The organism is Streptomyces sp. NPDC020875, from assembly GCF_040641415.1.
In the GTDB taxonomy this organism is placed as follows: domain Bacteria; phylum Actinomycetota; class Actinomycetes; order Streptomycetales; family Streptomycetaceae; genus Streptomyces.
Map to the genome: position 1 here is coordinate 1 of NZ_JBFADP010000041.1, position 26,623 is coordinate 26,623.

The window sequence follows — 26,623 nt, forward strand, 5'->3', positions numbered from 1 at the left end:
CCGTCACATCAAAACGCGCCACACACGACTTCTACCAGCACCACCCAACACACCACCGAACCTTGAAGAGATCCGAATCCCAAACAGCTCCTAGGTGTGTCGTCCCGGCAGCGCCGGATCTGTCCGGGGCCGCCCCCGGACCCGGGCGTCATGAGCCGTACGCCCGGGTCCGGCGGCCGACCAGCCGCCGGTCGTCAGCTTTCGATATCCGTCGGCAGCAGGACCGGTTTGACCACCCGGCCCGCCTCGCAGTCCCGTTCGGCCGCGTCCACGGCGTCCAGCGGGTACGTACGGATCAGCTGGTCGAACGGGAAGAGACCGGCCCGCCAGAGCCCCGTCAGCCGGGGGATCAGCACCCCCGGCACCGCGTCGCCCTCGCAGAGATGGGAGATCCGGCGGCCCCGGTCGAGCGTTCCCACCTCCAGGGGGAGCGGATGGTGGAGCCGGGCCGCGAGCGCCAGCTGGCCGGTCGGGCGCAGGCCCCGTAGCGCTTCGTTGATCAGCCGGGCGGAGCCGGTGGTGTCCAGCGCGTACCGGGCGCCGCCGTCGGTCAGCCGCCGGACGCAGTCGGCGAGGCCCGGCGGACCTGCCGGGTCGGCGGGCAGCGGGGTCGCGCCGAACCGTTCGGCGAGCGCCAGCCGTTCGGGCCGCCGGTCGACGGCCACGGTCACCGCCCCGGCGGCGGTCGCCGCCATGACCGCCGCCAGCCCCACCGCCCCCGCGCCGTAGACGGCGACGGTGTCGCCGGGGCCCGCCCCGAAGGTGTTGAGTACGGCTCCGGCGCCGGTGAGGAAGCCGCAGCCGAGGGGACCGAGGAGTTCGACGGGCAGGGCGGAGTCGACCACGACGGCGTTCCGGGCCGGGACCACGGCGTACTCGGCGAAGGACGACTGGCCGAACCAGCGGGGCGCCAGCGGGCCCCCGGCGGCGTCGGTGAACCGGTCCCGGTGCTCGGTCCGGCCGCCGAAGAGATTGAGGGCGGCGAAGGAGTCGCAGTAGGCGGGGGCGGCGGAGAGGCAGCTCCGGCACTCCCCGCAGGAGTCGAAGCTCAGTACGACGTGGTCGCCGACGCGCGGGCCGCCGGTCCGCCCGCCGGTCTCCACCACGGTCCCGGCGCCCTCGTGGCCGAGGACCGCGGGCAGCGGGGAGCGGCCCCCGGAGCCCCGTACCGCGAGATCGGTCCGGCACATGCCGCAGCCCGCGATCCTGACCAGCAGTTCGTCCTCGGCCGGGCCCGCCGTGAGCCGGACCTCCTCGACGGCGAACCGGGCGTCGTACGACCGCAGTACGGCCGCGCGGAAGCTCAGGGTCACCGTACCTCCGGCTCTTCGGGGCGGTGGACGACGAACGGGCTGAGATTGCCGTACAGCCCGAACGGCCCGCCCGCGACCCCGACTCCGCTCTCCTTGACGCCCGCGAAGGGCTGGGCGAGGGAGAGTTCGGCATGGTGGTTGAGCCAGACCGTGCCGCACTCCAGCCGCTCGGCAACAGCCTCGGCCCGGTCCAGGTCGGTGCCCCAGACCGAGCCGCCGAGTCCGAAGCCGGTGCTGTTGGCGGCCGCCACGGCGTCGTCCGTGTCCCGGTACGGCAGTACGGGCAGCACCGGGCCGAACTGCTCCTCCACCACCACGGCGCTCTCCGGTGGGACGCCGGACAGCACGGTCGGGGCGAAGAAGTAGCCCGGCCGGTCCGGCCGGTGCCCGCCGGACGCCGCCGTGGCCCCGTCCGCCAGGGCCCGGGCCGTGAGGTCCTCGACCCGGGCCAGCTGGGGTGCGTTGTTGACGGGCCCCAGCTCGATACCGGGATCGAGTCCGGCGCCGACCACGACGGACCGGGCGCGCTCCGCGAGCGCCTCGACGACCCGGGCGTACAGCCGCCTCGGGACGTAGACCCGTTTGACCGCCATGCAGACCTGTCCGCAGTTGCGGAACGCCGCCCAGAACAGCCGGTCCGCGATCCGGTCCACATCCACGTCGTCCAGCAGCACGGCGGCGTCGTTCCCGCCCAGCTCCAAGGTGACCCGGGCCAGGGAGTCCGCCGCGCCCCGGCTCACGGCCCGCCCGGTGGGGACCGCCCCGGTGAAGGTCACATGGCGGATCCCCGGATGCGACACCAGCCGGGCGCCCAGCGGCTCCCGGCCGGTGACCACCGTCAGGACGCCCGCCGGGAGGGCGGCGGAGAGCACCGACGCCAGCAGCCGGGTCGCCAGCGGTGTCCGGGGCGACGGTTTGAGTACCACCGTGTTGCCCGCCGCGAGCGCCGGGGCGAACTTGGCCGACGCGAGCTGGAGGGGGAAGTTCCACGGCACGATCGCGGCGACCGGGCCGAGGGACCGCCAGCGGATCTCGCTCCGTACCGGTCTGCCGTCGGCGATCGGCCGGGGCTCGGGCACCAGCCCGGCGAAGTAGCGCAGCCGGGCCGCCGTCCTGGCGACCTCGGCGGCCGACTCGGCCAGTGGCTTGCCCTGCTCCCGGGTGAGCAGCGGGGCGAGTTCGGGCCCGGCGGCCGTCACGGCGTCCGCCGCCGCGAGCAGCGCCGCCGACCGGGCCGCCGAGTCGGTCCGCCACTCGTACCAGGCCGTACGGGCCCGTTCGAGTACGGCGTCGAGTTCGTCCGGGCGCTGGTCGGGCGCCTCGTCGAAGGGCTCGCCCGTCGCCGGATCGAGCACGGTGAACCATCCCTCGCGGGTCGCTGCTCCACGGCGGGACCGGCGCGTCGGCATACCGGGGTCAGCCCGTGGTGGTGGGCGCCGTGAGATCCCCGGTGTGCCGGTCCATCTCGGCCCGGAACGCGGCCACCAGTCCGGGCCGGATCCGGCCCCTGTCCCGGTCGCCGCCCTCGCAGACCGCGCCGCGCACTCCGACGATGTCGGTACCGATCCGGGTCAGGATGCCCAGGTCCTCGGCCCGGACGCTGCCCGCGAGGGCCGCGAGCAGGGCGGACTCGTGGGCGAGCCGGACGAATTCCGCGCACAGCTCGGGCCGCATGTGGTCGAAGAGCCGTGTCCCGTCCTTGATCGCGGTGTCGAGCATGGCCGCGTCGCAGCCCGAGCGCCGGGCGATGTCGGGCAGGGCCAGCGGGCCGACACAGCCCACCCGGTGGGAGTCGGCGTAGCCCGAGGCGACCACGAGCGCGTCCGGCCGGTACTCCTTCACCGCCCGGACGACCCCGGCCATCACGTCGACGCCCTGCTCGGGGGTCGTACAACCGTAGAGGCCGACCTTGATGTACGTGGCACCGGAGACGACCGCCCCGAGCGCGGCCTGGGCCACCGTCCCCGGCTTGTACGGCACGTCCCCGACCGTGGCGGAGACCGGCTTCTCCGCGGGTACGGTCTCCCGGATCTCCCGGATGACCCACGGGAAGTTCGCCCCGAGGGAGCCCTCGTCGGGCTTCTTGACGTCCACGATGTCGAGATACTCCGCCGCCTTGGCGCACTCGCGGGCTTCCTCGACGCTCTCCGGGGAGACGAGCAGCAGCAAATCGGGCTCCTTCCACCGTGTCCACGCCCGCACCCGCGCCCGTGCCTGGCACGGCGCGCGGACGGGCGGTGACGACAGGATCTTCGGACGGTCGGCTCATCATCGGGGGGCCGTCGAGCGCGCCGGTAGGGCGCGGAACCGGATCACCGCCCGCCCTCGCACGCGCCGCGTGCGCCGGTGCATGACGTTTCCCGCGTGCCACCGAGGCCGTGTTTTCAGGATGGCGCCGTCGGCCCGTAGGGCGGGGCCCGGGGCGTCCGGTGCGTGCGGTCGCGACGGCGGTGGGCCCCGGTGGAGCCAGGGGGTGGTTTCCCTCGTACGGGGCGTACTCGGGAAATCCCCGACAACGCGGGGGGCTCCGCCCGGGGATCCCGGTGGGCTACGGGGGCGAATGCGCGTTCCGGGCGCGATTTCGACGACACGGCCCAGGACGGCCCCGGGGCCGTCGCCGAGGGTGGCCGGAGCACTTCGCGCTGGCCGCGCGGCAGCCGGGAGGGCACGTCGGCCACGACGAGGACACGGCCCACGCCGCCCCCGGGCCCGGTCGCCGAGGGTGTGTCGTGAGCCCGCCGGGGTCCGGACGGGACGGCTATGCGGCGTTCTCCTCGGCACAACCGGGGGCGATGCCCTCCCGGAGCCGGAGCAGACCGCGCCGGGTATGGCTCTTCACGGTGCCCAGCGGGAGGCCGGTGCGTTCGGCGATCTGGGTCTGGGTCAGATCCTCGTAGAACGCCAGCCGGAGCACTTCGCGCTGGCCGCGCGGCAGTCGGGAGAGCGCGTCGGCCACGACCACCCGGTCCAGGACCTCGTCCGGGGCGTGGTCGCCGGTTCGCCGGACACCGGGGTCGGGGCCGGTCGCGGTGTCGATCAGAACGGGCCGCCGGGTCCTGGCCGACAGCGCGTCGACGATCTTGCGCCGGGTGATCCCGACCAGCCAGCCGCCGAGCGGGCCGCGTTCCGAACGGTAGCCGTGCCGACCGCGCCAGGCGCCGAGGAAGACCTGCTGGGTGACGTCCTCGGCCTCGTGGGCGTCGCCGAGCGAGCGGGTCGCCATGGCGTGGACCAGGGAGCCCCAGCGGCGGTAGACGGCCGCGAAGGCGATCTCGTCGGCGGCGAGCAGACCCCGGACGAGATCGTCCTCGCACCGGAACTCCCGGGCGGCCGGGGAGTCATCGGTACCGGCGTCGGCGTGTCGTGTGTCGGTGGGCATGGTCCGTTCCTCCTGCCGTCTGTGCCCGGGACATCGCGGAAGACCGCCTGCGGCCGGGTCGGGCACGGCGGGTGCCGTGGTCACCGGCCGGTGCGGTGCAGTCTGTTGAGACGGGACGGCGGGCACAACACGCGTCGTTTGTGCGTCGTAATCTGAGGGCGTGGTCATGACGACGGACGACGACGGCGCCGCATCCGGCCCGCCCGGACACCCCGGCCCGCCCGATGCGGCCAGGCCGGGTACCGGCGGGCTGACGACCGGTGAGGTGGCGCGGCGGCTGGGCGTGGCGCCGACGACGGTCCGCTCCTGGGACCGCCGTTACGGGCTCGGCCCCGCCGCCCGCAGCGGTGGCGGGCACCGCCGCTGGACCGCCGCGGATCTGGCCCGGCTGGAGCGGATGTGCGCGCTGACGGCCACCGGGCTGCCGCCCGCCGAAGCCGCCCGGCTGGCGCTGACCGAACCCGGCCCCGATCCGCGCCCGGCCTCCGTCCCCGTACCGGTTCCGGTTCCCGCGGCGCGTGGCCGCAGCCGGGCGGGATCGGGCCTGCGGCTGGGCGACGTCCGGCAGGAGTGCAAGGGGATCGCCCGTGCCGCCCTGCGCCTCGACGCCGCCGCGCTCGACGGACTGCTGACGGCGGCCGTGGCGGAACACGGCCTGATCGCCGCCTGGACGGAGGTACTCGTACCGACGCTGCGGGCGGTCGGCCGCAAATGGGAACGCGAGGGGGAGCGATATGTGGAGGTCGAGCACTTCCTCTCCTGGCACGTCTCCGGAGCCCTGCGGCGGTACGCGCCCGCCACGGCCGCCGACCGTCCCGGCGCCACCACGGTGCTGGCCTGCGCCCCCGCCGAACACCACACCCTGCCGCTGGAGGTGCTGGCCGCCGCACTGGCCGAACGGAACCTTCCGGTACGGATGTTCGGCGGCGGGCTGCCCGCCGAATCCCTCGCGGCCGTCGTCCGCCGGACCGGTCCCGCCGTGGTCGGACTGTGGGCGCAGGCCAGGGCCACGGCCAACCGCCCCCTGGCCCGGCACATCGCGGCGATCGAGTGGGGTGTGCGCGGCGCCCGCGGAGGGCCCGCCGTCCTCACACTCGGCCCGGGATGGGCCGGGCGGACAGTGCCGGGACTGGCGTGTCCTCGGAGCCTCGCGGAGGCCGTGGCCGCCGTCGAAGCGGCCGTACGCGGCTGAACCGGCCGCCTTCTGGGTACCCGGACACGACCGCGCCCGGCCGCCGGACCCACCGGCCCGGCCCGGACGTTCCCGGTCCGCCGGGCCTGTTCGGGTGAGCCGCATCCGGCGGCGGCTGTAACACGGAAGAGATCAGAGACGACACCGAGAAGATCGAAGAGCACGGCAGAGACGGCGGGCCCGGCGGACCGGGCCCGCGAACGGAGCGGAGATGAACCCCGACGGCGCGCAACCGCCGATGCCCCCGGCCACCGGTGCCCACGGCGGCGGCCCGCGTACGGTACCGGCGCCCCGCCCGCGACCGGGGGCGGCCGGTGCCGTACCGCCGCGTACCACCCCGGACGGCACTCGTGACGCCGAACGGCACACCTGGTGAACCGGACGGACCCCGCCCACCGAACCCGTCGGAGGATCCGGGCGGGTGAGGCGCCCGGCGGAACGCCCGATGTGATCATCATCGGCGGCGGCGCGGCCGGACTCAGCCTCGCCCACGAACTGGCCGCCCCGGGCAGTGCCGCCCCCGCCGTCACTCTCGTGGAGGCCCCCGAAGGCCCGCTCCGGCCCCCCGAACGGACCTGGTGCTACTGGGGCCACGGCCCCGACGGACTGGACGAGGCGGTCAGCGCCTCCTGGTCCCGGCTGCGGGTCCACGGCCCGGACGGCCGCGCCGTCACCGTGACGCCCGCCCCGCTGACGTACCGCATGCTGCGCTCCACCGACTTCGAACGGCTGGTCCACGCCCGGCTCGCCCGTTCACCCGGCGTACGGATCCTGCGCGCCACCGCCGACACCGTCCACGGCACGCCCGAAGGCGCGGAGGTACGGTGCACCACGCCCGGCGGCCGGGCGCTCTCCCTGTCCGCCCGGTACGTCTTCGACTCCCGCCCGGTCCCCGCCCCGCCGACCGCGAGAACCCGGCTGGTCCAGCACTTCCGCGGCTGGTTCGTCCGGACCGACACCGACCGGTTCGACCCCGGTGTCGCCGAGCTGATGGACTTCCGGGTCCCGCAGCCCCGCCACGGACTCGCCTTCGGCTACGTCCTGCCCCTGGCGGCGGACCGGGCGCTCGTCGAGTACACCGAGTTCTCCCGGACACCCCTGACCACCGAGGCGTACGACACGGCGCTGACCCGGTACGCCCGGGACGTGCTGGCCCTCGGCGGATTCACCGTGGAGGCCGCCGAACAAGGCGCCATCCCCATGACCGACGGCCGGTTCACCCGCCGGGCGGCACCCTCCGTCTTCCGGATCGGAACCTCCGGCGGCGCCACCCGCCCGGCGACCGGCTACACCTTCGCCGCCGTCCGGCGGCAGAGCCGGGCCATCGCCGCCGCGCTCCCGGGCGGCCTGGCCACCGTCCCGCCCCCGCACGGGCGACGCGCCCTCGCCCTGGACGCCGTACTGCTGCGGGCCCTCGACACCGGCCGGATCGACGGCCCCGGCTTCTTCACCGGCCTGTTCCGCCACGTCCCGCCGGAACGGCTACTGCGCTTCCTCGACGGCGGCACCTCACCCCGGGAGGAATGGACCATCGGACTCCGCACCCCGGTCGGCGCCATGCTCCGTACCGCCGTCGAACTGCCCTTTCTGCCCCGCAGGCCGCCACCGGCCCCGCACCAGGGAGACCACCGCCGATGACGTCACCGCTGCGCGACCACGACCTGGCCCGCGCCTTCGACCACGCCGCACACCGCTACGACCGCCTCACCGCCCTCAACCCCGGCTACCGCACCGACCTCCGCCGCTCCGCCCGCCGGCTGCGGCTGCCCCGGGGCGGCGCCGGGCTGCGCGTCCTGGACCTCGGCTGCGGCACCGGCACCTCCACCGAGGCCCTGCTGCGGGCCGCGCCGTACGCCCGGATCACCGCCGTCGACGCCTCGGCGGGGATGCTGCGACAGGCCCGGGACAAACCCTGGCCCGCCCGGGTGACCTTCCGGCAGCTGACCGCCGAGGAGACGGCGGACCTGGGGGAGGGGCCGTACGACGCGGTGTTCGCCGCCTACCTGTTCCGCAACGTCACCGACCCCGACCGGGTCCTCGCCACGGTCCGCGCCCTGCTCGGCCCCGGGGGACGGCTCGCCGTCCACGAGTACAGCCTCAGCGGCTCCGCCGTCCACCGCGCCCTGTGGACGGCCGTCTGCCGCAGCGTGATCATGCCGCTCGGCGCCGTCGGCGGCGACCGCGCCCTCTACCGCCATCTGTGGCGGAGCGTCCTCGACTTCGACACCGCCCCCGCCTTCGCCGCCCGGCTCGCGGACGCCGGATTCACGGCGGTCCGCGCGGCCCCCGTCGCGGGCTGGCAGACCGGCATCACCCATACCTTCCTGGCCCGCAACGGCGCCGCCCCAGCTCTGGAGGACACCCGGTGAACAGCCCCCGGCGGACGGCCCGGCGGGGCCGCGACCGCAAGGCCGAGATCCTGCCGCCCCCGGCGGGCAGGCCCCGCTTCACCCCGCACGACGCGCCCCGGATCGCCGTCGCGGGCGGCGGTATCGCCGGACTCGCCGCCGCCACCCTGCTGGCCGAACGGGGCGCCCGGGTCACCCTCTACGAACGGGAGGCGTCACTCGGCGGACGGCTCGCGGGCTGGCGGACCCGACTCGCCGACGGATCCACGGCCACCATGAGCCGAGGCTTCCACGCCTTCTTCCGCCAGTACTACAATCTGCGCGGCCTGCTGCGGCGGACCGATCCCGGACTCGACCGGCTGCGCCCCCTGCCCGACTATCCGCTCCGGCACAGCGGCGGACTGACCGACAGCTTCGCCCGCGTCCCGCGCACCCCGCCGTTCAGCGCCCTCGGCTTCGTCGCCCTCAGCCCCACCTTCGGCGCGCGCGACCTCACCGCGATGGACGCCCGCGCCGCCCTGCCCCTGCTCGACGTCCGGGTACCCGAGGTCTACGCCCGCTTCGACGACATCAGCGCCACCGACTTCCTGGACGGTGTCGGCTTCCCGCCGGCCGCGCACCATCTCGCCTTCGAGGTGTTCTCCCGCAGCTTCTTCGCCGACCCCCGCGAACTCTCCGCCGCCGAACTGCTGCTGATGTTCCACATCTACTTCCTCGGCTCCGCCGAGGGCCTCCTCTTCGACGTACCGGCCGAACCCTTCCCCCAAGCGTTGTGGGACCCCCTCGGCGACTACCTCGGGCGGCTCGGCGCCGACCTCCGCACCAACACCCCCGTCCGGTCCGTCCACCCGCTCGACGGCGGCGGAGCCGAGGTACGGACCGACCGCGCGGCGGACCGGTACGACGCCGTCGTCCTCGCCCTCGACCCCGGCGCCCTGCGCGCGACGGTCGCCGCCTCACCCGGCCTGGGAACCCCCGACTGGCGCGCCGACATCGCCGCCGTCGCGACCGCCCCGCCGTTCCTCGTCTCCCGGCTCTGGCTCGACCGCCCGGTCCGCGCCGACCGCCCCGGCTTCCTCGGCACCAGCGGCTACGACGGCCTCGACAACATCAGCGTCCTCGACCGCTACGAGGGCGAGGCCGCGCGGTGGGCCGCCCGGGGCGGCGGCTCCGTGGTCGAACTCCACGCCTACGCCGTCGCCCCCGGCACACCACCGGCGACCGTGCAGGACCGGCTCGTCGACGGGCTGCGCCGGATCTATCCGGAGACCCGGGACGCCCGGATCGTGGACGCCCGGCACGAATGGCGCTCCGACTGCCCCTTCTTCCCCGTCGGCTCCCATGCCCGGCGGCCCCCCGTGACGACCCCGCATCCGGGGATCGTCCTGGCCGGGGACGCGATCCGCTGCGAGCTGCCGGTGGCCCTGATGGAACGCGCGGCCACCACGGGCTTCCTGGCCGCCGGGGCGCTGCTCGCGCGGTGGGGCGTACGCGGGCAGACGCTGTGGACGGTGCCCCGGGCGGGCCGCTCCCGGCTGCTCCGGGCACTGGCCGGAGCAGGAGTCGGGGCCGGAGCGCGCTGAGTCCGGGCGGGCCCCGACCCACGAGCTGGTGAGGGGCCCGGACGGACCGGGCGAGGCGGCGCGGGAGCGCGGTCCGCCCGGAAACCGGCGCGGGCCCCCGGCGGAGACAAAAGGCGATTTCCCGGTCCGGCCCCGTACGGCACCCGACCGAGGACCCCCCGGCAAGCCGGGCCCGCCGCGCCCGCAGGGCCCCCGGGGGTGAGCCGGGAGCCCGGGGCCGGGCCGCGCCCGGGGACGCCCCCGGCTCACCCCGGGAAGCGGCCCGTGCTCCGCAGCTCCCAGCGCCGTTCCGCGTAGGCCAGATCGTCCCGCCAGAGCCGCGCCGAGGTTCGCCGCATCAACGGGCGCAGTACCGGCGCCGCGGCCCGCGCCAGGGCGAAACCGCGCCGGTCGGACGCCGCCACGACGGCCTCGACCACGGCGGTCCTCGGCCGGGCCGCCGACGCCCGGGTCAGCGGCGTGGCATGGGTCTCGACCACGGACGTCGCCCCCTCGCCCGAGGTGATCCGCATGACGACGGTACGCGGCCCCGGGGCGGTGAACTCCGCCCGCACCGGCACCACCAGACGGCGGCTCACCCGGAACGACACATCGACCACGAACGCGTCGTCGCTGTCCCCGTCGTCATCGAGGGCATCGCCGCCTTCGCCGACGCGTGGCGGCCGGGCCACCGTCAGATCCACGAACGCGTACGGATGGAACCACGCGCCGTGCCACGGATCGAGCCGGTTGGCGACCACGTCCTGCGGCTCGCACCGGCCGACCCCGGTATGGACCGCGGCAACGCCCAGCCCGGGCGCGGGCCGGACCGGCACCATCGGCCGCTCCGACGGCTCCTCGCCGCCGACCGCGTCCAGCCGTACCCACACCAGGACACCGTCGTCGTGGACCGGATACGGCTCCCAGCCCGCGAACGGACCACCGTCGAGGGCCAGTCCGTGCCAGTGGCACACCAGCGTCCCGCACACCACCCGGCTCTCCCGCAGCGGAGCCCCCAGATGCGGGCAGATCCCGGGGCCCGCGTGCGGCTCGCCGTCCGCCGACCGCCACAGCACGATTTCGACCCCGCCCACCGTCCGGCCGTACGGTCGGTCACCGGCCCGGATCTCCCGGGAGGAGCCGACCACGAACCAGTTCCCGGCGGGCCGCGCCCCGGCCCGCTTGAGCGCGTCCGCGATCACCGCCGGACGGGCCGCGCGCCAGGTCGGCTCCTGGTCGGCCCAGGCCGTCCGGCGCCACCGCCGCAGCGGGGACGTCCAGCCGCCCGGTCCCGTCGTACGGCCGCTCATGACACGGGTCCCTTCCGCAGCGGGGTTTCGACGGCGCCCGGCTCCGGAGCCCGCGGCCCGGTACGGGCCCGCAGCCTGGCCGCGACGACCCGGCCCACCCCGGCCGCCGCCGTCGCCGCGCGCCGCCCCCGGGACACCACGGCCCGCCGGTGCAGTACCGCGTACCCCTGGTCGGCGATCGCGTCGAGGATGCCGCCGTAGAGGGTGAACGCGGCCCGGATACAGGGCCGGGTCCGGGGATCGAGCAGGGCGATTCCCGGCTCCGCTGCCCGGTACACCCCGCGCGTCAGGGCCTCCGCGGCGACCAGGGCCGACCGGATCCTGGGATCGGCGCGGCCGGTCCGGCGGCTCCACTCCAGCAGCGGCCGGTCCACCCCGTGCGCCGCGAGCAGATCCGCCGGAAGGTACACCCGGCCCCGGTCCAGGTCCTCGCCCACGTCCCGGAGGAAGTTGGTGAGCTGGAAGGCGACCCCGAGATCGGCCGCGTACGGCGCCGCCTCCGCGCGGGCGCCGACCGTACCGAGGACGGGCAGCATCTGGAGCCCGATCACCGCGGCCGAGCCGTGCATATAGGACCGCAGATCGGCATAGGCCGGATAGTCCGTGACCCGCAGATCGCTGCGCATCGAGGCCAGGAAGTCCGCGAAGAGGGTGTGCTCGATCCCGTACCGTCCGGCCGTGTCGGCGACGGCCCGCACCACGGGATCGTGGCCCTCGCCGGTCCGCAGGGCGTGGGCCAGATCGCCCTCCAGCCGGCGCAGCAGCCGGTCCCGGTCCCCGGGCGCCGGAGCCGGGCCGCCGCTCCCGGCGGCATCGTCGGCGAGTACGTCCACGATGTCGTCCGCGCGACGGGCGAAGCCGTACAGCGCGTGGACGGCGGACCGGCGCTCCACCGGCAGCAGCCGGGTCGCCAGGAAGTAGCTCCGGCCGTGCAGGGCGTTCAGCCGCCGGCACTCGGCGTAGGCGGCGCGGAGCGAGGGCTCGGTGACGCCCCCGGCGTCCAGTTCACGACGGGTCATGGGCTGCCTCCCCGGCCGGGGCGCCGGTCCGGACGCCGGAAGAAGCCGTACGGATCCGGGTACGCGTACCCTGCCGACGGCCCCCGGACGACCGGCCGGACCCGGCGGATTCACCGGTCTCCCCGGTCACCCGCGCGGCGGCCAGCCGGCCACTGATCAGAACCGTCGGCACCCCCACCCCGGGAGTGGTCCCGCACCCCGCCAGCACCACGTTCTCCAGCCCGCGCACCAGATTGCGCGGCCGGAACGGACCGGTCTGGGCGAACGTATGGGAGACCGAGAACGGGCTGCCCGCCGCGAACCCCCGGTCCGCCCAGTCCACCGGCGTCACCAGCAGCTCCCGCTCCACCCCGGCGGCGAACCCGTCGAGCCCCCGGCGCTCCAGCTCGGCGACGAGCGAGTCCCGGTAACGCGGCCCCAGATCCCGCCACTCGGCACCGGACGGGCCGATGTCCGTATTGGGGCAGGGCGCCAGCACGTAGTGCAGATGCTTCCCCGGCGGAGCCAGCCCCGGATCGTGCGTCGTCGGCCGGGTGATCAGCAGCGACGGATCGCTCATCAGCCGCCCCGAGCGGGTCAGCTCCTCGAAGGTGCGCTCCCACGCGGAGCCGAAGGAGAGGGTGTGATGCGCCAGTCCTGGCCACGTACGGTCCGTTCCGGCGTGCAGGACGACCGCGGACGGCGCGTGGCGCAGCCGTACCGGACGCCTGGGAGCCCGCCCCAGCAGCCCGTACGCGGTGGACAGCTCACAGCTCAGCACCACGGCGTCACAGGCGATCCGCTCGCCCGACGCCAGCCGTACGGCCCGCACCCGGCCGCCCGACCGCTCCAACGAGGTCACCTCGGACGACCACCGGAAACCGGCACCCGCCCCCGCGGCGGCGTCCGCCATCCCCCGGGGCAGCGCGTGCACACCGCCCTTCGGGAAGAAGACCCCGGCCACCGTGTCCATATAGGCGATCACCGCATAGGCCGCGAGGGCCCTCGCCGGGGCGACCCCGGCGTACAGCGACTGGAACGAGAAGACCCGGCGCAGCCGGGGGTCGCCGATGAAGCGGCCGATCCGCCGGTCCAGCCGGCCGAAGCCGCCCAGCGCCGCCAGCCGGGCCAGATCCGGATGGAGCAGCCGCAGGGGCGAGTCGAAGTTCGTCGCGATGAACCGCCGCATCTGGGCCCGGTAGAGCCGCTCCAGCCACCGCCGCAGGTCCCGGTAACCGGCCGCTTCGGCGGGCCCCGCGAACCGCCGGACCTCCTCCTCCATCGCCGCGCCCTCGGTATGGACGTCGAGCGCGGAGCCGTCCGCGAAGCGGGCCCGGTACGCCGGGTGCAGCGGCGTCAGCTCGACATGCCGGTCGAGCCGGTCGCCGACGGCGGCGAACGCCTCGTCGGCCAGATCGGGCATGGTCAGCACCGTCGGCCCGGTATCGATCTCGTAGCCGCCGAGCCGGACCCGGCCCGCCCGGCCGCCGGGCCCCTCGTCCCGCTCCACGACCGTCACCCGGCGGCCCGCGCCCAGCAGATGCAGCGCACAGGCCAGCCCGGACAGCCCGGCGCCCACCACGACCACATGGTCCGTGGCCCCCGGTACCGTCCTCACGCCGCCTCCCCGGCGGCCCGCGACCCGACCCCGGCCGCCCGTTCCACCAGGGCGGCGAACTCCCGCCGTACGAGCGGATCCGCGCCGATCAGATCGAAATGCCGCAGGGCGGCCGAGGCCAGCTCGTGAATCGTCGACTCGACCACCGTCCGCGCCCCGGTGCGCTCCAGCGCCGCCCTGGCCCGGCGCACCGCGGCGTCGGACGGCCCGGCCGGGGCCGGGGCGAGCGCGGCGGCGGACTCCCGGTCGCCGGAGGCCCCGGCCAGCCCGGCGCCGACCGCGAGCAGACAGGTCAGCTTGCCGGACCGGAGATCGTCGTCGGCCGGTTTGCCGGTCAGCGCCGGATCGCCGAAGGTGCCCAGGAGATCGTCGCGGAGCTGGAAGGCGAGCCCGGCACACCGCCCGGCGGCCCGCAGCGCCGCCACGACCGGCCCGTCGGCGCCCGCCAGCGCCGCGCCCAGGGCCAGCGGCCGTTCGACCGTGTACAGGGCGCTCTTCAGGGTGGCGACGGTCAGCGCGTCGTCGAGTTCCCGCGCCCCGGTGGCCTGCGCGTGGAGGTCCCGGTACTGCCCGGCGACCATCTCCTCCCGCATCGCCCGCCATTCGACGGCCAGCCGATGGCCGTACGGCGAGCCGATCGCCGTCTCCATCAGCAGATCGTCCGCCCAGGCCAGCGCCAGATCACCGGCGAGTACGGCGCCGAAGGCACCGAACGTCTCCGGTGAGCCCGTCATCCGCGCGGCCTCGTGCGCCCGGGCCAGACCCGCGTGGACCGAGGGCGCGCCGCGCCGCAGCGGCGAGCCGTCCATCACGTCGTCGTGGATCAGGGCGCACGCCTGGACGAGTTCGATGGCCGCCCCCGTACGCAGGACCGGTGTGACGTCCCCCGAACCGCCCGCGGCCGCCCAGCCGCACCACACGAACGCCGCCCGGAGCCGCTTGCCGCCCCGCAGGACCAGCTCGGCCACCCGGTCGGCGACATCACGGGCGAACACCGGGTCCGTACTGTCGGCCCGGTGCCGCCCCGCGTCGAGGAAGCGCCCCAGCTCCGCGTCGACGGCCCGGACGGCGTCCCGGGCCGACGCCGGCCCGCCGGGCCCGTCGGGCGTCCCGGGCGGCTCGGCCGCGGTGGACCGCACTCCCAGCATGCGCACCCCTGTCTCGCTGTCGGTCACCTGTACACGAGTACTTCGGCCGGGTGCCCCGATATGGATGCGCTGATTCCTGCCCGGTGGGCGGGCGGTCCCGCGGATGGTCGCGAGGACGGTCACCCCACCGGCCCCGTGGCGCCACCGCCATGGCGGCGCGCGCAATGGGACCGGCCGGGTGCCGGGACGGTCAGACCGTCGTACCGGGTCCCCGCCCGGGCCCCGGTCCGGGCCGGGACCGGCGGTACCCGGACATCCCTCGGCTCGTCCCGGGAATCCAGCGGGAACGCGGTCCGGGGCGTAGACCCGCCCGATCTCCGGATCGGTGGCGCGGAAGCCGTTTCCCGGCTCCTCACCGAGCTCGGGCCGGTCCGGGTTCCGGATCAGCGGGCCGTCGCCGCTGACCGGCCCGGATGGAGGACGACCCGATGGTCACGGACGAGTGCGGGCACCGTCAGCCGCCGTACGTTCCGATCGCAGCCGAACCCGTGGGTCAGTACCACCGTCGGCCCCCGCGGGGCGCCGGTGACGGTGACATGGTTCCCGCGAGCGATATCCGGACCGGCCGGTCCCTCAAGCCCCGTACCCGGTCCGCCTCGCACTGTCCACAGGCCCTTTCCGGACAGCGGGACCCGCCCGGTCCGGCCGTACGGCCCCGTGACGAAGGCACCCGACGGCGGCCGTCGCCGATTTCCGGCCGCCCGGCTCCCGCCCGGGCTCCGGGCGCGCTCCGGGTGCGCCGTATCGTCGGACCCGGCAGGGCGACGGATCGGAGGAGCTGAACATGAACGCGGGGGACGCGGGGGGCGCGGGGGACACGGCCGGGACACTGCGGGCGATCCGCGACGAGCTGTCGGACCGCTTCTACGAGCGGGCCGATGTGATCCGGACCCTGATGGTGACGCTGCTCGCCGGACAGCACTCGCTGCTGCTCGGACCGCCCGGCACGGCCAAGTCCGAACTTGCCCGGGAGCTGACCGCCAGGATCGACGGGGCGTCCTACTGGGAGATCCTGCTCTCCAAGTTCACCGCGCCGACCAGGATGTTCGGACCCGTCGACGTGGCCGCGCTGACCCGGGGCGAGTACCGCCAGATCTACGACGGGCGCGCCACCACCGCCGACATCGCCTTCATCGACGAGATCTTCAAATGCTCCACGGCCGCGCTCAACGAGACCCTGGGCTATCTCAACGAGCGGATCTACCACCCCGAGAGCGGTGGCGAACCCGTCCACTGCCCCCTGATCGGGGCGATCACCGCCAGCAACGAACTGCCCGCCGGTGAGGACACCGCCGCGATCTACGACCGGCTGCTGGTCCGGATCGAGGTCGGCTATCTCGCCGACCCCACCCACTTCGCCGCCCTGGTCCGCTCCGCCGTACGCCGCCCGGAGGCACCGGTCAGAACCACCGTGACCCTCGCCGAGCTGCGGTACGCCGTCGAGGAGTCCGTTCCGGCCGTCGACGTCCCCGACCCGATCGTGGACGCGATCTGCGCCCTGCGGGCCGCCCTGCGCCGCAAGGAACTCATCGCCTCCGACCGCCGCTGGCGGCAGGCGGTGGGCCTGCTCCAGGCATCCGCCTACCTCGACGGCCGCCCGGCGGTCACCGACGCCGATCTGCCGGTACTCGGCCATGTGCTGTGGGACTCGCCCGCCCAGCGCCCCACCGTCGAACGCGAACTGCTCCAGCTCGTCAACCCGGACGCCAAGGAGGCCCTCGACCTCGCCGACACCATCGACGAACTGGAGTCCCAGCTCGACGCGATGGCCGGACAGTCCCGCGAGGCCCTGAGCGAGTGGGTCATCAAGAAGGCCCACAACAAGCTCGCCACCGCGGGCAGACGCCTGGAGGAACTGCGTACGGAGGCGGCCGGCGCGGGCCGCTCCACCACCGCCATCGACCGGGTCGCGGTCCGCCGCAGAGCCGTCCGCGCCCGCGTCCTCACCGAGGCCCTCGGCATGGACGAGAGCACGGCGCGGTCCCAGCTCTGACGGCGGAGGGCGAGAACGATGGACACCCGGCCGTACGATCCGGACGAGGCGCCGGACGCCGTACCCCGACGGCACACCGGCACCGTCGTCGCCGACCGGTACGACCGGATGGCCTGGCGCGACACCTGCGAACAGTCGGCGGCCCTGCGCGAACTGGTCACCGAACTGAGCGCACGGCACGAGCACGCCGCCGACCTCCTCGCCGATGTGTTCCTGGCGGCCTATAAACACGCCCCACGGCTGCGGAGCCCGGCCGAGATGTCCCCCTCCCGCCTGGTGAACCATCACATCGTCGGCGCGCTGATGGAATCACCCGAGTTCACCGGCGTACGCCGCGAGACGGCGGGCGACCCCTACGCCGCCGCCGTTGCCGTCCTCGCCCAGGCGACCGAGCTGCGCCGGATCCTCGAAAACACCCACGACGCCCACGAGCGGGCCCTGCGGGCCGAAACGGCCCGCTGGAACCCCGGGGACGCGGCGCCCCGGCCGCCCGCCGCCGAGGCGGACGGGCCCGACGCCGCCCCCGACTCCCCGGACCCCGGCACCGATGCGCGGACGAGTACCGCCGACGCCGAGCGGGCCGCCCGGTCCGAGGCGCGGCAGGCGGCCCGGGACGCGGCCCGGGCCCTCGCCGAAGCCGCCCCCGGCATCCGCGCCGCCGCCCGGAACGCGACCGCGAACGCCGCCCGCGCCGTCGCGGAGGAGGCGGCACTGATGCGTGCCTGGGGCGTCGGCCCCGGCGAACTGGAACGGATGCCCTACGACCGGCGCGCCCGGCTCGCCGAACGGCTGCGGACCGGCGGACTCGCCCGCTGGGCCGAACTGATCGGCCGCTTCCGGGAGATGGCCGCCGGTGAACGCGCCCGCAAGGTGGAGAATGCCACCGGCGAACTGGTCGGTGTCACCCTCGGCGACGACCTCTCCCGGATCATCCCCTCCGAACTGGCCAACCTCGGCCTGCCCGAACTCCGCGCGGTCTTCGCCGCCCGCTACGCCGCCGGTGAGCTGATGCTCTACGACAGCCGGGGCGAGCGCCCCACCGGCCGGGGCGCCGTGATCGCCTGTATCGACACCTCCCACTCCATGTACGTCACGGGGCCCGGCGGAGTCCCCCGGGAAGCCTGGGCCAAGGCATGCGCCCTCGCCCTGCTGGACCAGGCCCGCCACGCGAAACGCGACTTCGTCGGCATCCTCTTCGCCGCCGCCGACAAACTCCGGGTCTTCCGCTTCCCCGCCGGAGAACCCGTCGACATCGACCGGGTGATCGACTTCGCGGAGACCTTCCTCGGCGGCGGCACCAGCTATCAGCGCCCCCTGACGGAGGCCCGGGACATCCTGGCGGCCGAGTTCGCCGACACGGCCCGCGCCCGGGGCGACATCGTGATGCTCACCGACGACGAGTGCGAGGTCACCGAGGAGTGGACCCGCGACTGGAACGAGGCCAGAACCCGGCTGGGCTTCCGCGTCTTCGGCCTGGCCGTGGACGCCCCGCGCGCCGCCCGGACCGACTCCGTACTGGAAGCCCTCTGCGACAACCTCCGCTCGATCGAGGACCTGACGGACGTCCGGACGGCCGCCGACCTCTTCCGGCTCATCTGACCCGGCTCATCCGACCCGGCGACGCGGGTCCCACCTGACGCGGGGCGGCATCCCCGGGACCCGCCGCACGCCCCCCTTGGGGCGCGGACGTCCACGCGCCCGCGCCCCGGGGCCGTACGTCAGCCGTCGGAGAGTTCCGCGCGGACCGTGCGGGCCGCGGTGACCAGGTTCTCCAGGGTCGCGCGGGTCTCCGGCCAGGCGCGGGTCTTGAGACCGCAGTCGGGGTTGACCCAGAGGCGTTCGGACGGGATGGCCTTCAGGGCCGTACGCAGCAGGCGGGCCGCTTCCTCGGGGGACGGGACGCGGGGGGAGTGGATGTCCCAGACGCCGGGGCCGGCTTCGCGGGGGTAGCCGTGGGCGGCGAGTTCGCGGGCGACCTGCATATGGGAGCGGGCGGCCTCCAGGCTGATGACATCGGCGTCGAGGTCGTCGATGGCCTGGACGATGTCGCCGAACTCGGCGTAGCACATATGGGTGTGGATCTGGGTGCCCGGTGCGACGCCTGAGGTCGTCAGGCGGAACGCCTCCGTCGCCCAGGCCAGATAGCCGGCGTGGTCGGCGGAGCGCAGGGGGAGGGTTTCGCGGAGGGCGGGTTCGTCGACCTGGATGACGGCGGTTCCGGCCGCCTCCAGGTCGTTGACCTCGTCGCGCAGGGCGAGGGCGACCTGGCGGGCGGTGTCCGCGAGGGGCTGGTCGTCGCGGACGAAGGACCAGGCCAGCATGGTGACGGGGCCGGTGAGCATGCCCTTGACGGGGCGGTCGGTGAGGCTCTGGGCGTAGGAGGTCCAGCGGACGGTCATCGGTGCCGGGCGGGAGATGTCCCCGGCGAGGACCGGCGGGCGGACATAGCGGGTGCCGTAGGACTGGACCCAGCCGTTCCGGGTGGCGAGGTAGCCGGTGAGCCGTTCGGCGAAGTACTGGACCATGTCGTTGCGTTCGGGTTCGCCGTGGACCAAGACATCGATACCGGTCTTCTCCTGGAAGGCGACGACCTCGGCGATCTCGGCCCTGATGCGTACCTCGTAGGCGGCGGTGTCGAGCCGTCCGGCGCGCAGGTCGGCGCGGGCCGTCCGCAGTTCGCCGGTCTGCGGGAAGGATCCGATGGTGGTGGTCGGCAGCGGCGGCAGGCCGAGCCGGGTGCGCTGGGCGACGGTCCGTTCGCCGTACCGCTGCGACCGGCGGGTGTCCGCGCCGGTGACCGCCGAGGTACGGGCGCGGACGGCCGTGTCGCGAGTGATGGGGGAGTTCGCGCGGGAGGCCAGCGCGGCCCGGTTCGCGGCCAGTTCGCCCGTGATGGTGTCGGTGCCCCGGCTCAGGCCCTTGGCGAGGGTGACGATCTCGGCCGTCTTCTGCCGGGCGAACGCGAGCCAGCGCAGGACCTGCGGGTCGATGTCGCGTTCGAGGGCCGCGTCCAGCGGGACGTGCAGCAGGGACGAGGAGGCGGCGACGTCGACCCGGTCGGCCAGGCCGAGCAGGGTGCCCAGGGTGGCCAGCGACTTCTCCAGATCGTTGATCCAGATATTGCGGCCGTTGACGACGCCCGCGACCAGGCGCTTCCCGGGCAGTCCGCCGACGGCGGCCAGCTCGCCCAGCTGGGCGCCCGCGTGCTCGGTGAAGTCGAGGGCGAGCCCTTCGACCGGCGAGGCGGCGAGTACGGGCAGGGCCCGGCCGAGCCGGTCGAAATAGGAGGCGACCAGCAGTTTCGGACGGTCCGTCAGGGCGCCGAGATCGCGGTAGGCGCGGGCGACGGCGTCGAGTTCGGCCGGGGTACGGTCCTGGACGAGGGCGGGCTCGTCCAGCTGGACCCAGTCGGCGCCCGCCGCCCGCAGGTCGGCCAGGACCTCCGCGTAGACGGGGAGCAGCCGGTCCAGCAGGGTCAGCGGATCGAAGTTCCCGGCCACCCCGGGCGCGGGCTTGGCGAGCAGCAGATAGGTCACCGGGCCGACCAGCACGGGCCGGGCCGTCAGGCCGAGGGCCAGCGCCTCGGTCAGCTCCGCGACCTGCCGTCCGAAGTCGGCGGTGAACACCGTGTCGGGCCCCAGCTCCGGCACCAGGTAGTGGTAGTTGGTGTCGAACCACTTGGTCATCTCCAGCGGCGCCACGTCCTGGGTGCCGCGGGCCATGGCGAAGTAGCCGTCGAGCGGGTCGTCGGCGAAGGCCGTACGGTGCCGGGCCGGGATCGCGCCCACCATCACGGTGGTGTCGAGGACGTGGTCGTAGTACGAGAAGTCACCGGTGGGGACCTCGTCGATACCGGCTTCGGCGAGTTCGCGCCAGTTGGCGGCGCGCAGCTCGGCGGCGGTGGCCCGGAGGGCGTCGGCGGTGGTCCGGCCCTTCCAGTAGCCCTCGACCGCCTTCTTCAGCTCCCGGTTCCGCCCCTGCCGGGGGTAGCCGTACACGGTGGCCCGGGCCGCCGCGGCTGCGGACTTCGATGTCACGGAGATCTCCTTCACGAGATGAATCCCTGAGATCCCGGCGACGGGACGAGGCTGCGAAGGAGTGACGTACCGGCGGTGCCGGCGCGCCGGTTCGGCGCGGATCACCGCTGGTTCGTACGCCGACCCGCCCACGAGGTCACCGGGATGTCCGCGCGCGGAATCGTCCGCGTGCGGGCAACGGGCAGGTCTTCGGACTCGCGGGCACATCCACCGGATTCCCGGCGGACACCTACTGGCCGTCGCTTCCCAGACCCGGCCGGGCCCAGTGCGTATGACGGCGGTCGTTCCCGCTCACCGCTGCGGGGCAGTCCCGGATTCCCACCGGGTTCCCTCTTACGACGCTCCCGTCCGGCTGACGGGGCGAACCAGCTGCGCCGGTCAGCTTACGGTGCCGCCGGGCACACTGTCAGGGGAGGTCCGGCAGCCGGACCTCCCCCGTCCCCGTGATCCCCGCGTCCCGTGGCCCCGGGCGCCCTCAGTCCGTGAAGTCGACCCCGCTGTCGCGCCGGGTCCGGTCGACGGAGAGGGAGAAGACGTCGGGGCGGCCGTAGTGCCCGGCGACATCGAGGTCCAGGGTCTCCCCGTACCGCCCGGCGGTGTCCAGGGTCGCCGTGAGCAGCCGCGCCTCGCCGTAGACCGGTGGCATCACCCAGGAGCCGTCCGGGCCCGCGACACTCGAACCCCCGGTGAAGAGCAGACCGTCCTCGGGCGCGTCCGGACCGACCCCGGCCCGGTAGGCGGGGAGCAGATCGGCGGGGACGTCGTCGGTGGAGAGCACCAGTCCGGCCGAGACCACGAAGCAGCGGCCCTCCAGCGCGTACGAGCGGGCCGCGATCACATGGCTCTCCGGCATGTCGGGCCAGGCCGCGACATGGATCTCCTCGTGCTGCGCGTGCAGGGAGTGCCGGGCCAGCGGATGGAAGTGCTCCCAGCAGACCAGCGACCCCACCCGGCCCGCCGGGGTGTCGACGACCCGCAGTCCCGCCCCGTCGCCGGGCGCCCAGACGATCCGCTCGGTGTGGGTGGGCGTCAGCTTGCGGTGCACATTGAGGGTGCCGCCGTCCGGGCCGATCGTCAGCAGGGAGTTGTAGAGGGAGCCGGAGGCGGGCGCGGCCCGCTCGTTGAGGCCGAGGACCACCGTCACCCCGTGCTCCCGGGCGGCGGCCCGGACCGGGGCGAGGGCGTCGTCGCCCCCGGGGTCGAGTACCGGGCTCTGCTCCAGCAGCCGGGCGTACCAGCGTCTGGCCTCGGCGTCCCGCCACCCCGCGAGGCCGAACACCCAGGCCGGGTAGCAGGTCAGCCATGTCTCGGGGAAGACCACGAGATCGGCGCCCGCCCGCGCGCCGTCGGCGATGTGGGCCGCGGCGCGCCGCAGCGACTCGTCCAGGTCGAGCAGGGCGGGCGGCTGCTGGACGACGGCGACGGTGGTGGTCATGACGGCTCCTCCCGGGTACGTCCGTACAGCGCCGGACGCCGGTCCGCGTGGACGTCGTTCAGTTCACTGATGGCCTTGTCCCTGGCGTCGGCGAGGGGGAGGGCCGCCGTGAGGACCGCCTCCTCGCCGAGGCGCAGTGGTGTCACGGGGTAGCCGTCGGCGTCGATGATCGCACTGCCGCCGAGCCAGTCCTGGCCCCGTTCGGTGCCGGTCCGGTCGGCGACGGCGACGAACATCCGGTTGACGGCCGCGTCGGCCTGGACGCGGACGATCTCACCCGGCCGCTCGCCCTCCGGCCTCGGGTACAGCGGCCAGTTGACCGGGCCGCAGAGCAGTTCGGCGCCGTCGAGCGCCGCCAGCCGTACCCACTCGGGGAACTCCAGGTCGTAGCAGACCATGAACCCGATCCGGCCGTACGGCGTGTCGACGACCGGCGGCGGCCCGTCCCCCGGGGTGAAGCCCCAGGTCTTCTCGCCGTTCCACAGATGAGCCTTGCGGTACGTGGCGCGCAGCCCGGTCCGGTCGACGAGGGCGGCGGAGTTGTGGACCGCGCCGTGCTCGCCGCGCTCCGCGAAGCCGCCGACGACGACCAGGTCGTGCCGGGCGGCCAGCGCCTCCCACTCCCTGATCGTGGGGCCGTCGGACGGCTCCGCGACGGACCGGAGTTCGTCCGGGCCGGTGAAGACGTAGCCGGTGTTCGCCAGCTCGGGCAGGACGACGACGCGGGCGCCGCGGTCCGCCGCCGTCCCGATCGCGGTACGGATCCGCCGCCGGTTCCCCTCGGGGTCGCCGACCCGCGGCGCGATCTGGCAGACGGCGACCGTGACCGTGCTCGCGGACACCGCCCCGGGGCCGCCGGTTCCGGCCCCGGCCCCTCCGGCCGTGCTCCCGGTCGCTCCGGTGGTTCCGGCGGCACCGGTGTCAGCGGTGCCGGTGGTGTCGGCGGGGCGGTGTGCGGGCACGCTCATCGGGCGGCTCCCTCCAGCTCGATCTCGCTCGCCGCGCGGGCGGCGGCCTCCGCCTCATGATCCAGGTTCCGGGAGAACAGCAGATACAGCACGCCGGAGACGGTCAGTCCGACGGCGAAGGAGAAGTCCGCGCCGCCGAGGGCGTCCGCGACCGGGCCGACGTAGAAGCTGGTCGAGAAGAAGGGGACCATCGAGATGAAACCGATGATGTAGGCGGCGACCCCGCGCCAGGCCCAGCGGCCGTAGATGCCGTCCGGCTTGAGGATCTCGGCGATGGCGTACTTGCCCCGGCGGACGAAGTAGAAGTCGACCAGGTTCACCGCCGTCCACGGGACCAGGAAGTACAGCATCATCAGCACGAAGTTGTTGAAGCTGCCGATGTAGTCGTCCGGGATCAGCAGGGCGACCACCAGCGACACGATCCCGACCACGACCAGTCCGACGATCCGCAGCCGGACGGTCGGCCGCACCTTGCGGAAGCCGTCCAGCGCGCTGGCGCCGGTGAGCATCGCGCCGTACGCGTTGACGCCCATGATGGAGATCAGCGCCAGCACCGAGGCCATGACGACGATCAGACCGAAGCCCGGGAAGAGCAGATCGCCGACCTCGCGCAGGGCGATGATGGGGTCGGGGTCCGGCAGATAGCTGGCGAGGATCGCGCCGAGCGACATCAGCCAGACGGCGGAGAACGCGGCGCCCGCGTAGACCGCGGTGATCAGCTTCTTCGCGGGCACCTTCGCCGGGAGGTAGCGGGTGTAGTCGGAGACGTAGACCGAGTAGCTGATGTTGTATCCGGCGGCGAGGGAGAACTGCACCAGGAAGGCGGTCAGGTCCCAGCCCGCGGTGGCCGCGGGCACATCGGCCGGGGTCGGCTCGCCGCCGAAGTGGACGATCGCCACCACGGTCAGTACCGCGAACACCACGACCAGCAGATACGTCAGCCAGCGCTGGACGAAGTGGAGCAGGTCGTGCCCGACGACGGCGATCACGATGGAGACCGCGATCAGTACCGGGTACCAGAAGTACTCGCCGCCCGGCAGCAGCAGCCCGAGGCCCTGCTCGGCGAGGACCGTGTCGAAGACCAGGAAGCCCACATAGACGAAGACGGTCGCCGCGAACGGCACGGTCGAGCCCCGGCTGCCGAACTGCGCCCGGGACTGGATCATCTGGGGCAGGCCCATCCGGGGGCCCTGGTTGGCGTGGAAGGCCATGAAGAACGTTCCGGCGCCGACGCCGAGCACGATGGCCAGCACGCTGTACCAGACGCTCAGCCCCATGGAGGCGCCGACGAACCCGGCGACCATCGTCGGCAGGACGAAGTTGCCGGTGAACCAGAACGGTCCCTGGTGCCAGACCTTGCCGTGCCGCTCGGACGAGGGCACATAGTCGATGGAGTGCTGTTCGATGGCGGAGTCGCGCTGGGTCGCGGTGTCCGAGAAGGTCATGGCCTTCCCCTAACGCTCGTGCGGCCGGTCGGCCGGGCGGGGCAGGTGGTCCGGCGTCATCGCCGAGAGGATCTCGTAGCCGGTGTGAGCGGCGGCGACGGCCGTGAGCTGGGCGTGGTCGTAGGCGGGGGACACCTCGACCACATCGGCGCCGACCAGCCGGGTGGCGCGCAGGGCGCGGATCATCGCGAGCAGTTCGCGGCTGGTCAGTCCGCCCGCCTCGGGGGTCCCGGTGCCGGGGGCGTGCGCCGGGTCGAGGACATCGATGTCGACGGAGAGATAGACGGGCCGGTCACCGAGGCGGGCGAGCATCCGCTCGATCGCCCGGGGCAGGCCCTCCTCCTCGATCTCCGGGCTGGAGATCACGGCGAAGCCGAGACGTTCGTCGTCCCGCAGGTCCTGACGCGAGTACAGCGGGCCGCGGGTGCCCACGTGCAGGCTGGCGGTCCGGTCGATCAGCCCCTCCTCGGACGCGCGCCGGAACGGGGTGCCGTGGGTGACGGGGGCGCCGAAGTACGTGTCCCAGGTGTCGAGGTGGGCGTCGAAGTGGAGGACCGCCACCGGGCCGTGGTGCCGCGCGACCGCGCGCAGCAGCGGCAGGGCGATGGTGTGGTCGCCGCCGAGGGTCAGCAGCCGGGTGCCGTCCGCGGTCAGCTCGGTCGCGGCCCGTTCGATCTGGGCGACGGCCTCGTCGAGGCTGAACGGATTGGCGGAGATGTCGCCCGCGTCGGCGATCTGCTGGGCGGCGAAGGGTTCCACGTCCTGCGCCGGGTTGTACGGCCGCAGCAGCCGGGACGCCTCGCGGATGTGCGCGGGCCCGAACCGGGCGCCGGGCCGGTAGCTGACCCCGCTGTCGAAGGGCACGCCGACGACGGCGATATCGGCCCGTGGGACGTCTTCGAGGCGGGGCAGCCGCGCGAAGGTCGCGATCCCCGCGTAGCGGGGGCTGAGACTCGCGTCAGGGGGGCCGACCGGGGGCCTCGGGGGTTCGACGGCGTTCATCGGAACCTCGGATCTGGTGCGGAGGTGCGGAAGGGAAGTTACCTATACACAACAAATAATGCTTATTAGGCAACTTGCATTCCGGGTAGTGTTTGCTTCGGGCGACCACTCTGTCAAGAGTCGTCCGAAAATCGGACGAACGACGCGAGGTCTTCGATGAAAGCGCTGCACCCGACGCCGTCCGGCGATCCGGTCCGGGTCGGAGCGCGGCTGCGGGCCTGCCGCAAGGCTCAGGGCCTCACCATCGAGCAGGTGGCCGCCGCCACCGGGCTGACCAGGGGATTCCTCAGCCGGGTCGAGCGGGACGAGACCTCCCCGAGCGTGACGTCCCTGGTCACCCTCTGCCAGGTGCTCTCTCTGCCGGTCGGATCGCTCTTCGAGGGCGCCGATACCGAGGTCGTACGGCTGGACTCCGCCCCGCGCCTGAACATGGGCGGCCACGGCGTCGAGGACCGGCTGGTCACCCCCCGTGCCCAGTCGAAGATCCAGATCCTGCGGTCCCGGCTGGAGCCGGACGCCCACGGCGGTGACGACCTCTACACGATCAACTGCGATGTGGAAGTGCTCCACGTCGTCAGCGGCGAGATCGCGGTGCGGTTCACGGACCGTACCGAGACCCTGGCGGCCGGGGACACCCTGACCTTCTCCGGCCGCGAGCCGCACACCTGGCGCAACGCGGGCACCGGGCCCGCCGAGGTCACCTGGACCTTCGTTCCGGCCCCCTGGAGCGGCTCCCACTGACCCGGGGCCGACTGCGGCGACGGCGCCGTGGACCCATGGCGCCACTGTGGCGCTATACGGCTCGAATCCGGGTAATCCGGCCGGTCGGCGATCAGGCCGTTGCCGCGGGTGCCGTCCGCTCGTTCTCCGCTGGG

Annotated in this window: 21 protein-coding genes, 1 pseudogene and 1 riboswitch; of the genes and pseudogenes, 8 read left to right on the forward strand and 14 right to left on the reverse strand. The window is 74.3% G+C overall.

Going from position 1 to position 26,623, the window contains the following annotated elements; genetic code table 11:
* Nucleotides 1-194: 194 nt before the first annotated feature.
* From AB0G74_RS23130 to AB0G74_RS23145, 4 genes are all read right to left on the reverse strand, one after another.
* Nucleotides 195-1,307 (reverse strand): NAD(P)-dependent alcohol dehydrogenase, encoded by a 1,113-nt coding sequence (locus AB0G74_RS23130; protein ID WP_361149420.1) that lies wholly within the window; start codon nucleotides 1,305-1,307, stop codon nucleotides 195-197.
* Between the two features lie 2 nt (nucleotides 1,308-1,309).
* Nucleotides 1,310-2,722: an aldehyde dehydrogenase family protein gene (locus AB0G74_RS23135; RefSeq protein ID WP_361149276.1), complete on the reverse strand. Its 1,413-nt coding sequence runs from the start codon at nucleotides 2,720-2,722 to the stop codon at nucleotides 1,310-1,312.
* A 7-nt stretch (nucleotides 2,723-2,729) separates the two neighbouring features.
* Nucleotides 2,730-3,482 carry a (5-formylfuran-3-yl)methyl phosphate synthase gene (locus AB0G74_RS23140; protein WP_361149279.1) on the reverse strand — a complete coding sequence of 251 codons (753 nt, stop codon included), beginning with the start codon at nucleotides 3,480-3,482 and terminating at the stop codon, nucleotides 2,730-2,732.
* A gap of 589 nt (nucleotides 3,483-4,071) precedes the next feature.
* A complete protein-coding gene (locus tag AB0G74_RS23145; RefSeq protein WP_361149282.1) occupies nucleotides 4,072-4,692 on the reverse strand; it encodes a sigma-70 family RNA polymerase sigma factor in 621 nt (206 codons plus the stop codon).
* 166 nt (nucleotides 4,693-4,858) lie between these two features.
* Between AB0G74_RS23145 and AB0G74_RS23150 the strand changes: the two genes are divergently transcribed.
* The 5 genes from AB0G74_RS23150 to AB0G74_RS23170 all read left to right on the forward strand — a co-directional run bounded on the left by AB0G74_RS23150 (nucleotide 4,859) and on the right by AB0G74_RS23170 (nucleotide 9,815).
* Complete coding sequence (locus tag AB0G74_RS23150) at nucleotides 4,859-5,884, forward strand: MerR family transcriptional regulator (protein WP_361149423.1); 1,026 nt, start codon at nucleotides 4,859-4,861, stop codon at nucleotides 5,882-5,884.
* Nucleotides 5,885-6,095: 211 nt separating this feature from the next.
* A complete protein-coding gene (locus tag AB0G74_RS23155) occupies nucleotides 6,096-6,260 on the forward strand; it encodes a hypothetical protein (protein WP_361149284.1) in 165 nt (54 codons plus the stop codon).
* Nucleotides 6,261-6,331: 71 nt separating this feature from the next.
* Nucleotides 6,332-7,522, forward strand: coding sequence for a lycopene cyclase family protein (locus AB0G74_RS23160; protein WP_361149287.1), 1,191 nt, complete (start codon nucleotides 6,332-6,334; stop codon nucleotides 7,520-7,522).
* The gene (locus tag AB0G74_RS23165; RefSeq protein ID WP_361149290.1) at nucleotides 7,519-8,253 is read left to right on the forward strand and encodes a methyltransferase domain-containing protein; all 735 of its coding nucleotides are present in this window, start codon (nucleotides 7,519-7,521) and stop codon (nucleotides 8,251-8,253) included. The genes AB0G74_RS23160 and AB0G74_RS23165 overlap by 4 nt, the downstream gene beginning before the upstream one ends.
* Nucleotides 8,250-9,815 carry an NAD(P)/FAD-dependent oxidoreductase gene (locus AB0G74_RS23170; RefSeq protein ID WP_361149292.1) on the forward strand — a complete coding sequence of 522 codons (1,566 nt, stop codon included), beginning with the start codon at nucleotides 8,250-8,252 and terminating at the stop codon, nucleotides 9,813-9,815. The genes AB0G74_RS23165 and AB0G74_RS23170 overlap by 4 nt, the downstream gene beginning before the upstream one ends.
* Nucleotides 9,816-10,060: 245 nt before the next feature.
* Here the strand turns inward: AB0G74_RS23170 and AB0G74_RS23175 are convergent, their stop codons facing one another.
* From AB0G74_RS23175 to AB0G74_RS23195, 5 genes and pseudogenes are all read right to left on the reverse strand, one after another.
* Nucleotides 10,061-11,104: a DUF5914 domain-containing protein gene (locus AB0G74_RS23175; RefSeq protein ID WP_361149294.1), complete on the reverse strand. Its 1,044-nt coding sequence runs from the start codon at nucleotides 11,102-11,104 to the stop codon at nucleotides 10,061-10,063.
* A complete protein-coding gene (locus AB0G74_RS23180; protein ID WP_361149297.1) occupies nucleotides 11,101-12,123 on the reverse strand; it encodes a phytoene/squalene synthase family protein in 1,023 nt (340 codons plus the stop codon). Before AB0G74_RS23180 ends, AB0G74_RS23175 begins: the two co-directional genes overlap by 4 nt.
* On the reverse strand, nucleotides 12,110-13,720 hold the full coding sequence (gene crtI / locus AB0G74_RS23185; protein ID WP_361149299.1) for a phytoene desaturase family protein: 1,611 nt from the start codon (nucleotides 13,718-13,720) through the stop codon (nucleotides 12,110-12,112). The genes AB0G74_RS23180 and crtI overlap by 14 nt, the downstream gene beginning before the upstream one ends.
* Nucleotides 13,717-14,868: a polyprenyl synthetase family protein gene (locus AB0G74_RS23190; RefSeq protein ID WP_361149426.1), complete on the reverse strand. Its 1,152-nt coding sequence runs from the start codon at nucleotides 14,866-14,868 to the stop codon at nucleotides 13,717-13,719. Before AB0G74_RS23190 ends, crtI begins: the two co-directional genes overlap by 4 nt.
* 416 nt (nucleotides 14,869-15,284) lie before the next feature.
* Nucleotides 15,285-15,470 (reverse strand): annotated as a pseudogene (locus AB0G74_RS23195) (hypothetical protein); the annotation flags it as partial.
* 182 nt (nucleotides 15,471-15,652) lie between these two features.
* Between AB0G74_RS23195 and AB0G74_RS23200 the strand changes: the two are divergent.
* Both AB0G74_RS23200 and AB0G74_RS23205 read left to right on the forward strand, forming a co-directional pair.
* A complete protein-coding gene (locus AB0G74_RS23200; protein WP_361149302.1) occupies nucleotides 15,653-16,861 on the forward strand; it encodes an AAA family ATPase in 1,209 nt (402 codons plus the stop codon).
* Between the two features lie 18 nt (nucleotides 16,862-16,879).
* Nucleotides 16,880-18,460, forward strand: coding sequence for a VWA domain-containing protein (locus tag AB0G74_RS23205; protein ID WP_361149305.1), 1,581 nt, complete (start codon nucleotides 16,880-16,882; stop codon nucleotides 18,458-18,460).
* Between the two features lie 119 nt (nucleotides 18,461-18,579).
* On the opposite strand, the gene metE is transcribed toward AB0G74_RS23205, so the two are convergent.
* The 5 genes from metE to speB form a co-directional block, all read right to left on the reverse strand.
* On the reverse strand, nucleotides 18,580-20,898 hold the full coding sequence (gene metE / locus AB0G74_RS23210) for a 5-methyltetrahydropteroyltriglutamate--homocysteine S-methyltransferase (RefSeq protein ID WP_361149309.1): 2,319 nt from the start codon (nucleotides 20,896-20,898) through the stop codon (nucleotides 18,580-18,582).
* Between the two features lie 183 nt (nucleotides 20,899-21,081).
* A riboswitch (cobalamin riboswitch) is annotated at nucleotides 21,082-21,234 on the reverse strand.
* 139 nt (nucleotides 21,235-21,373) lie between these two features.
* Nucleotides 21,374-22,333, reverse strand: coding sequence for a carbon-nitrogen hydrolase family protein (locus tag AB0G74_RS23215; RefSeq protein ID WP_361149311.1), 960 nt, complete (start codon nucleotides 22,331-22,333; stop codon nucleotides 21,374-21,376).
* A complete protein-coding gene (locus AB0G74_RS23220) occupies nucleotides 22,330-23,301 on the reverse strand; it encodes a nitrilase family protein (RefSeq protein WP_361149314.1) in 972 nt (323 codons plus the stop codon). The genes AB0G74_RS23215 and AB0G74_RS23220 overlap by 4 nt, the downstream gene beginning before the upstream one ends.
* A complete protein-coding gene (locus AB0G74_RS23225) occupies nucleotides 23,298-24,746 on the reverse strand; it encodes a cytosine permease (RefSeq protein ID WP_361149317.1) in 1,449 nt (482 codons plus the stop codon). The genes AB0G74_RS23220 and AB0G74_RS23225 overlap by 4 nt, the downstream gene beginning before the upstream one ends.
* 9 nt (nucleotides 24,747-24,755) lie before the next feature.
* Nucleotides 24,756-25,748, reverse strand: a complete 993-nt coding sequence (gene speB, locus AB0G74_RS23230) for an agmatinase (RefSeq protein ID WP_361149319.1) — start codon at nucleotides 25,746-25,748, stop codon at nucleotides 24,756-24,758.
* A 156-nt stretch (nucleotides 25,749-25,904) separates the two neighbouring features.
* Between speB and AB0G74_RS23235 the strand changes: the two genes are divergently transcribed.
* Nucleotides 25,905-26,489: a helix-turn-helix domain-containing protein gene (locus tag AB0G74_RS23235; RefSeq protein WP_361149322.1), complete on the forward strand. Its 585-nt coding sequence runs from the start codon at nucleotides 25,905-25,907 to the stop codon at nucleotides 26,487-26,489.
* Nucleotides 26,490-26,623: the final 134 nt, after the last annotated feature.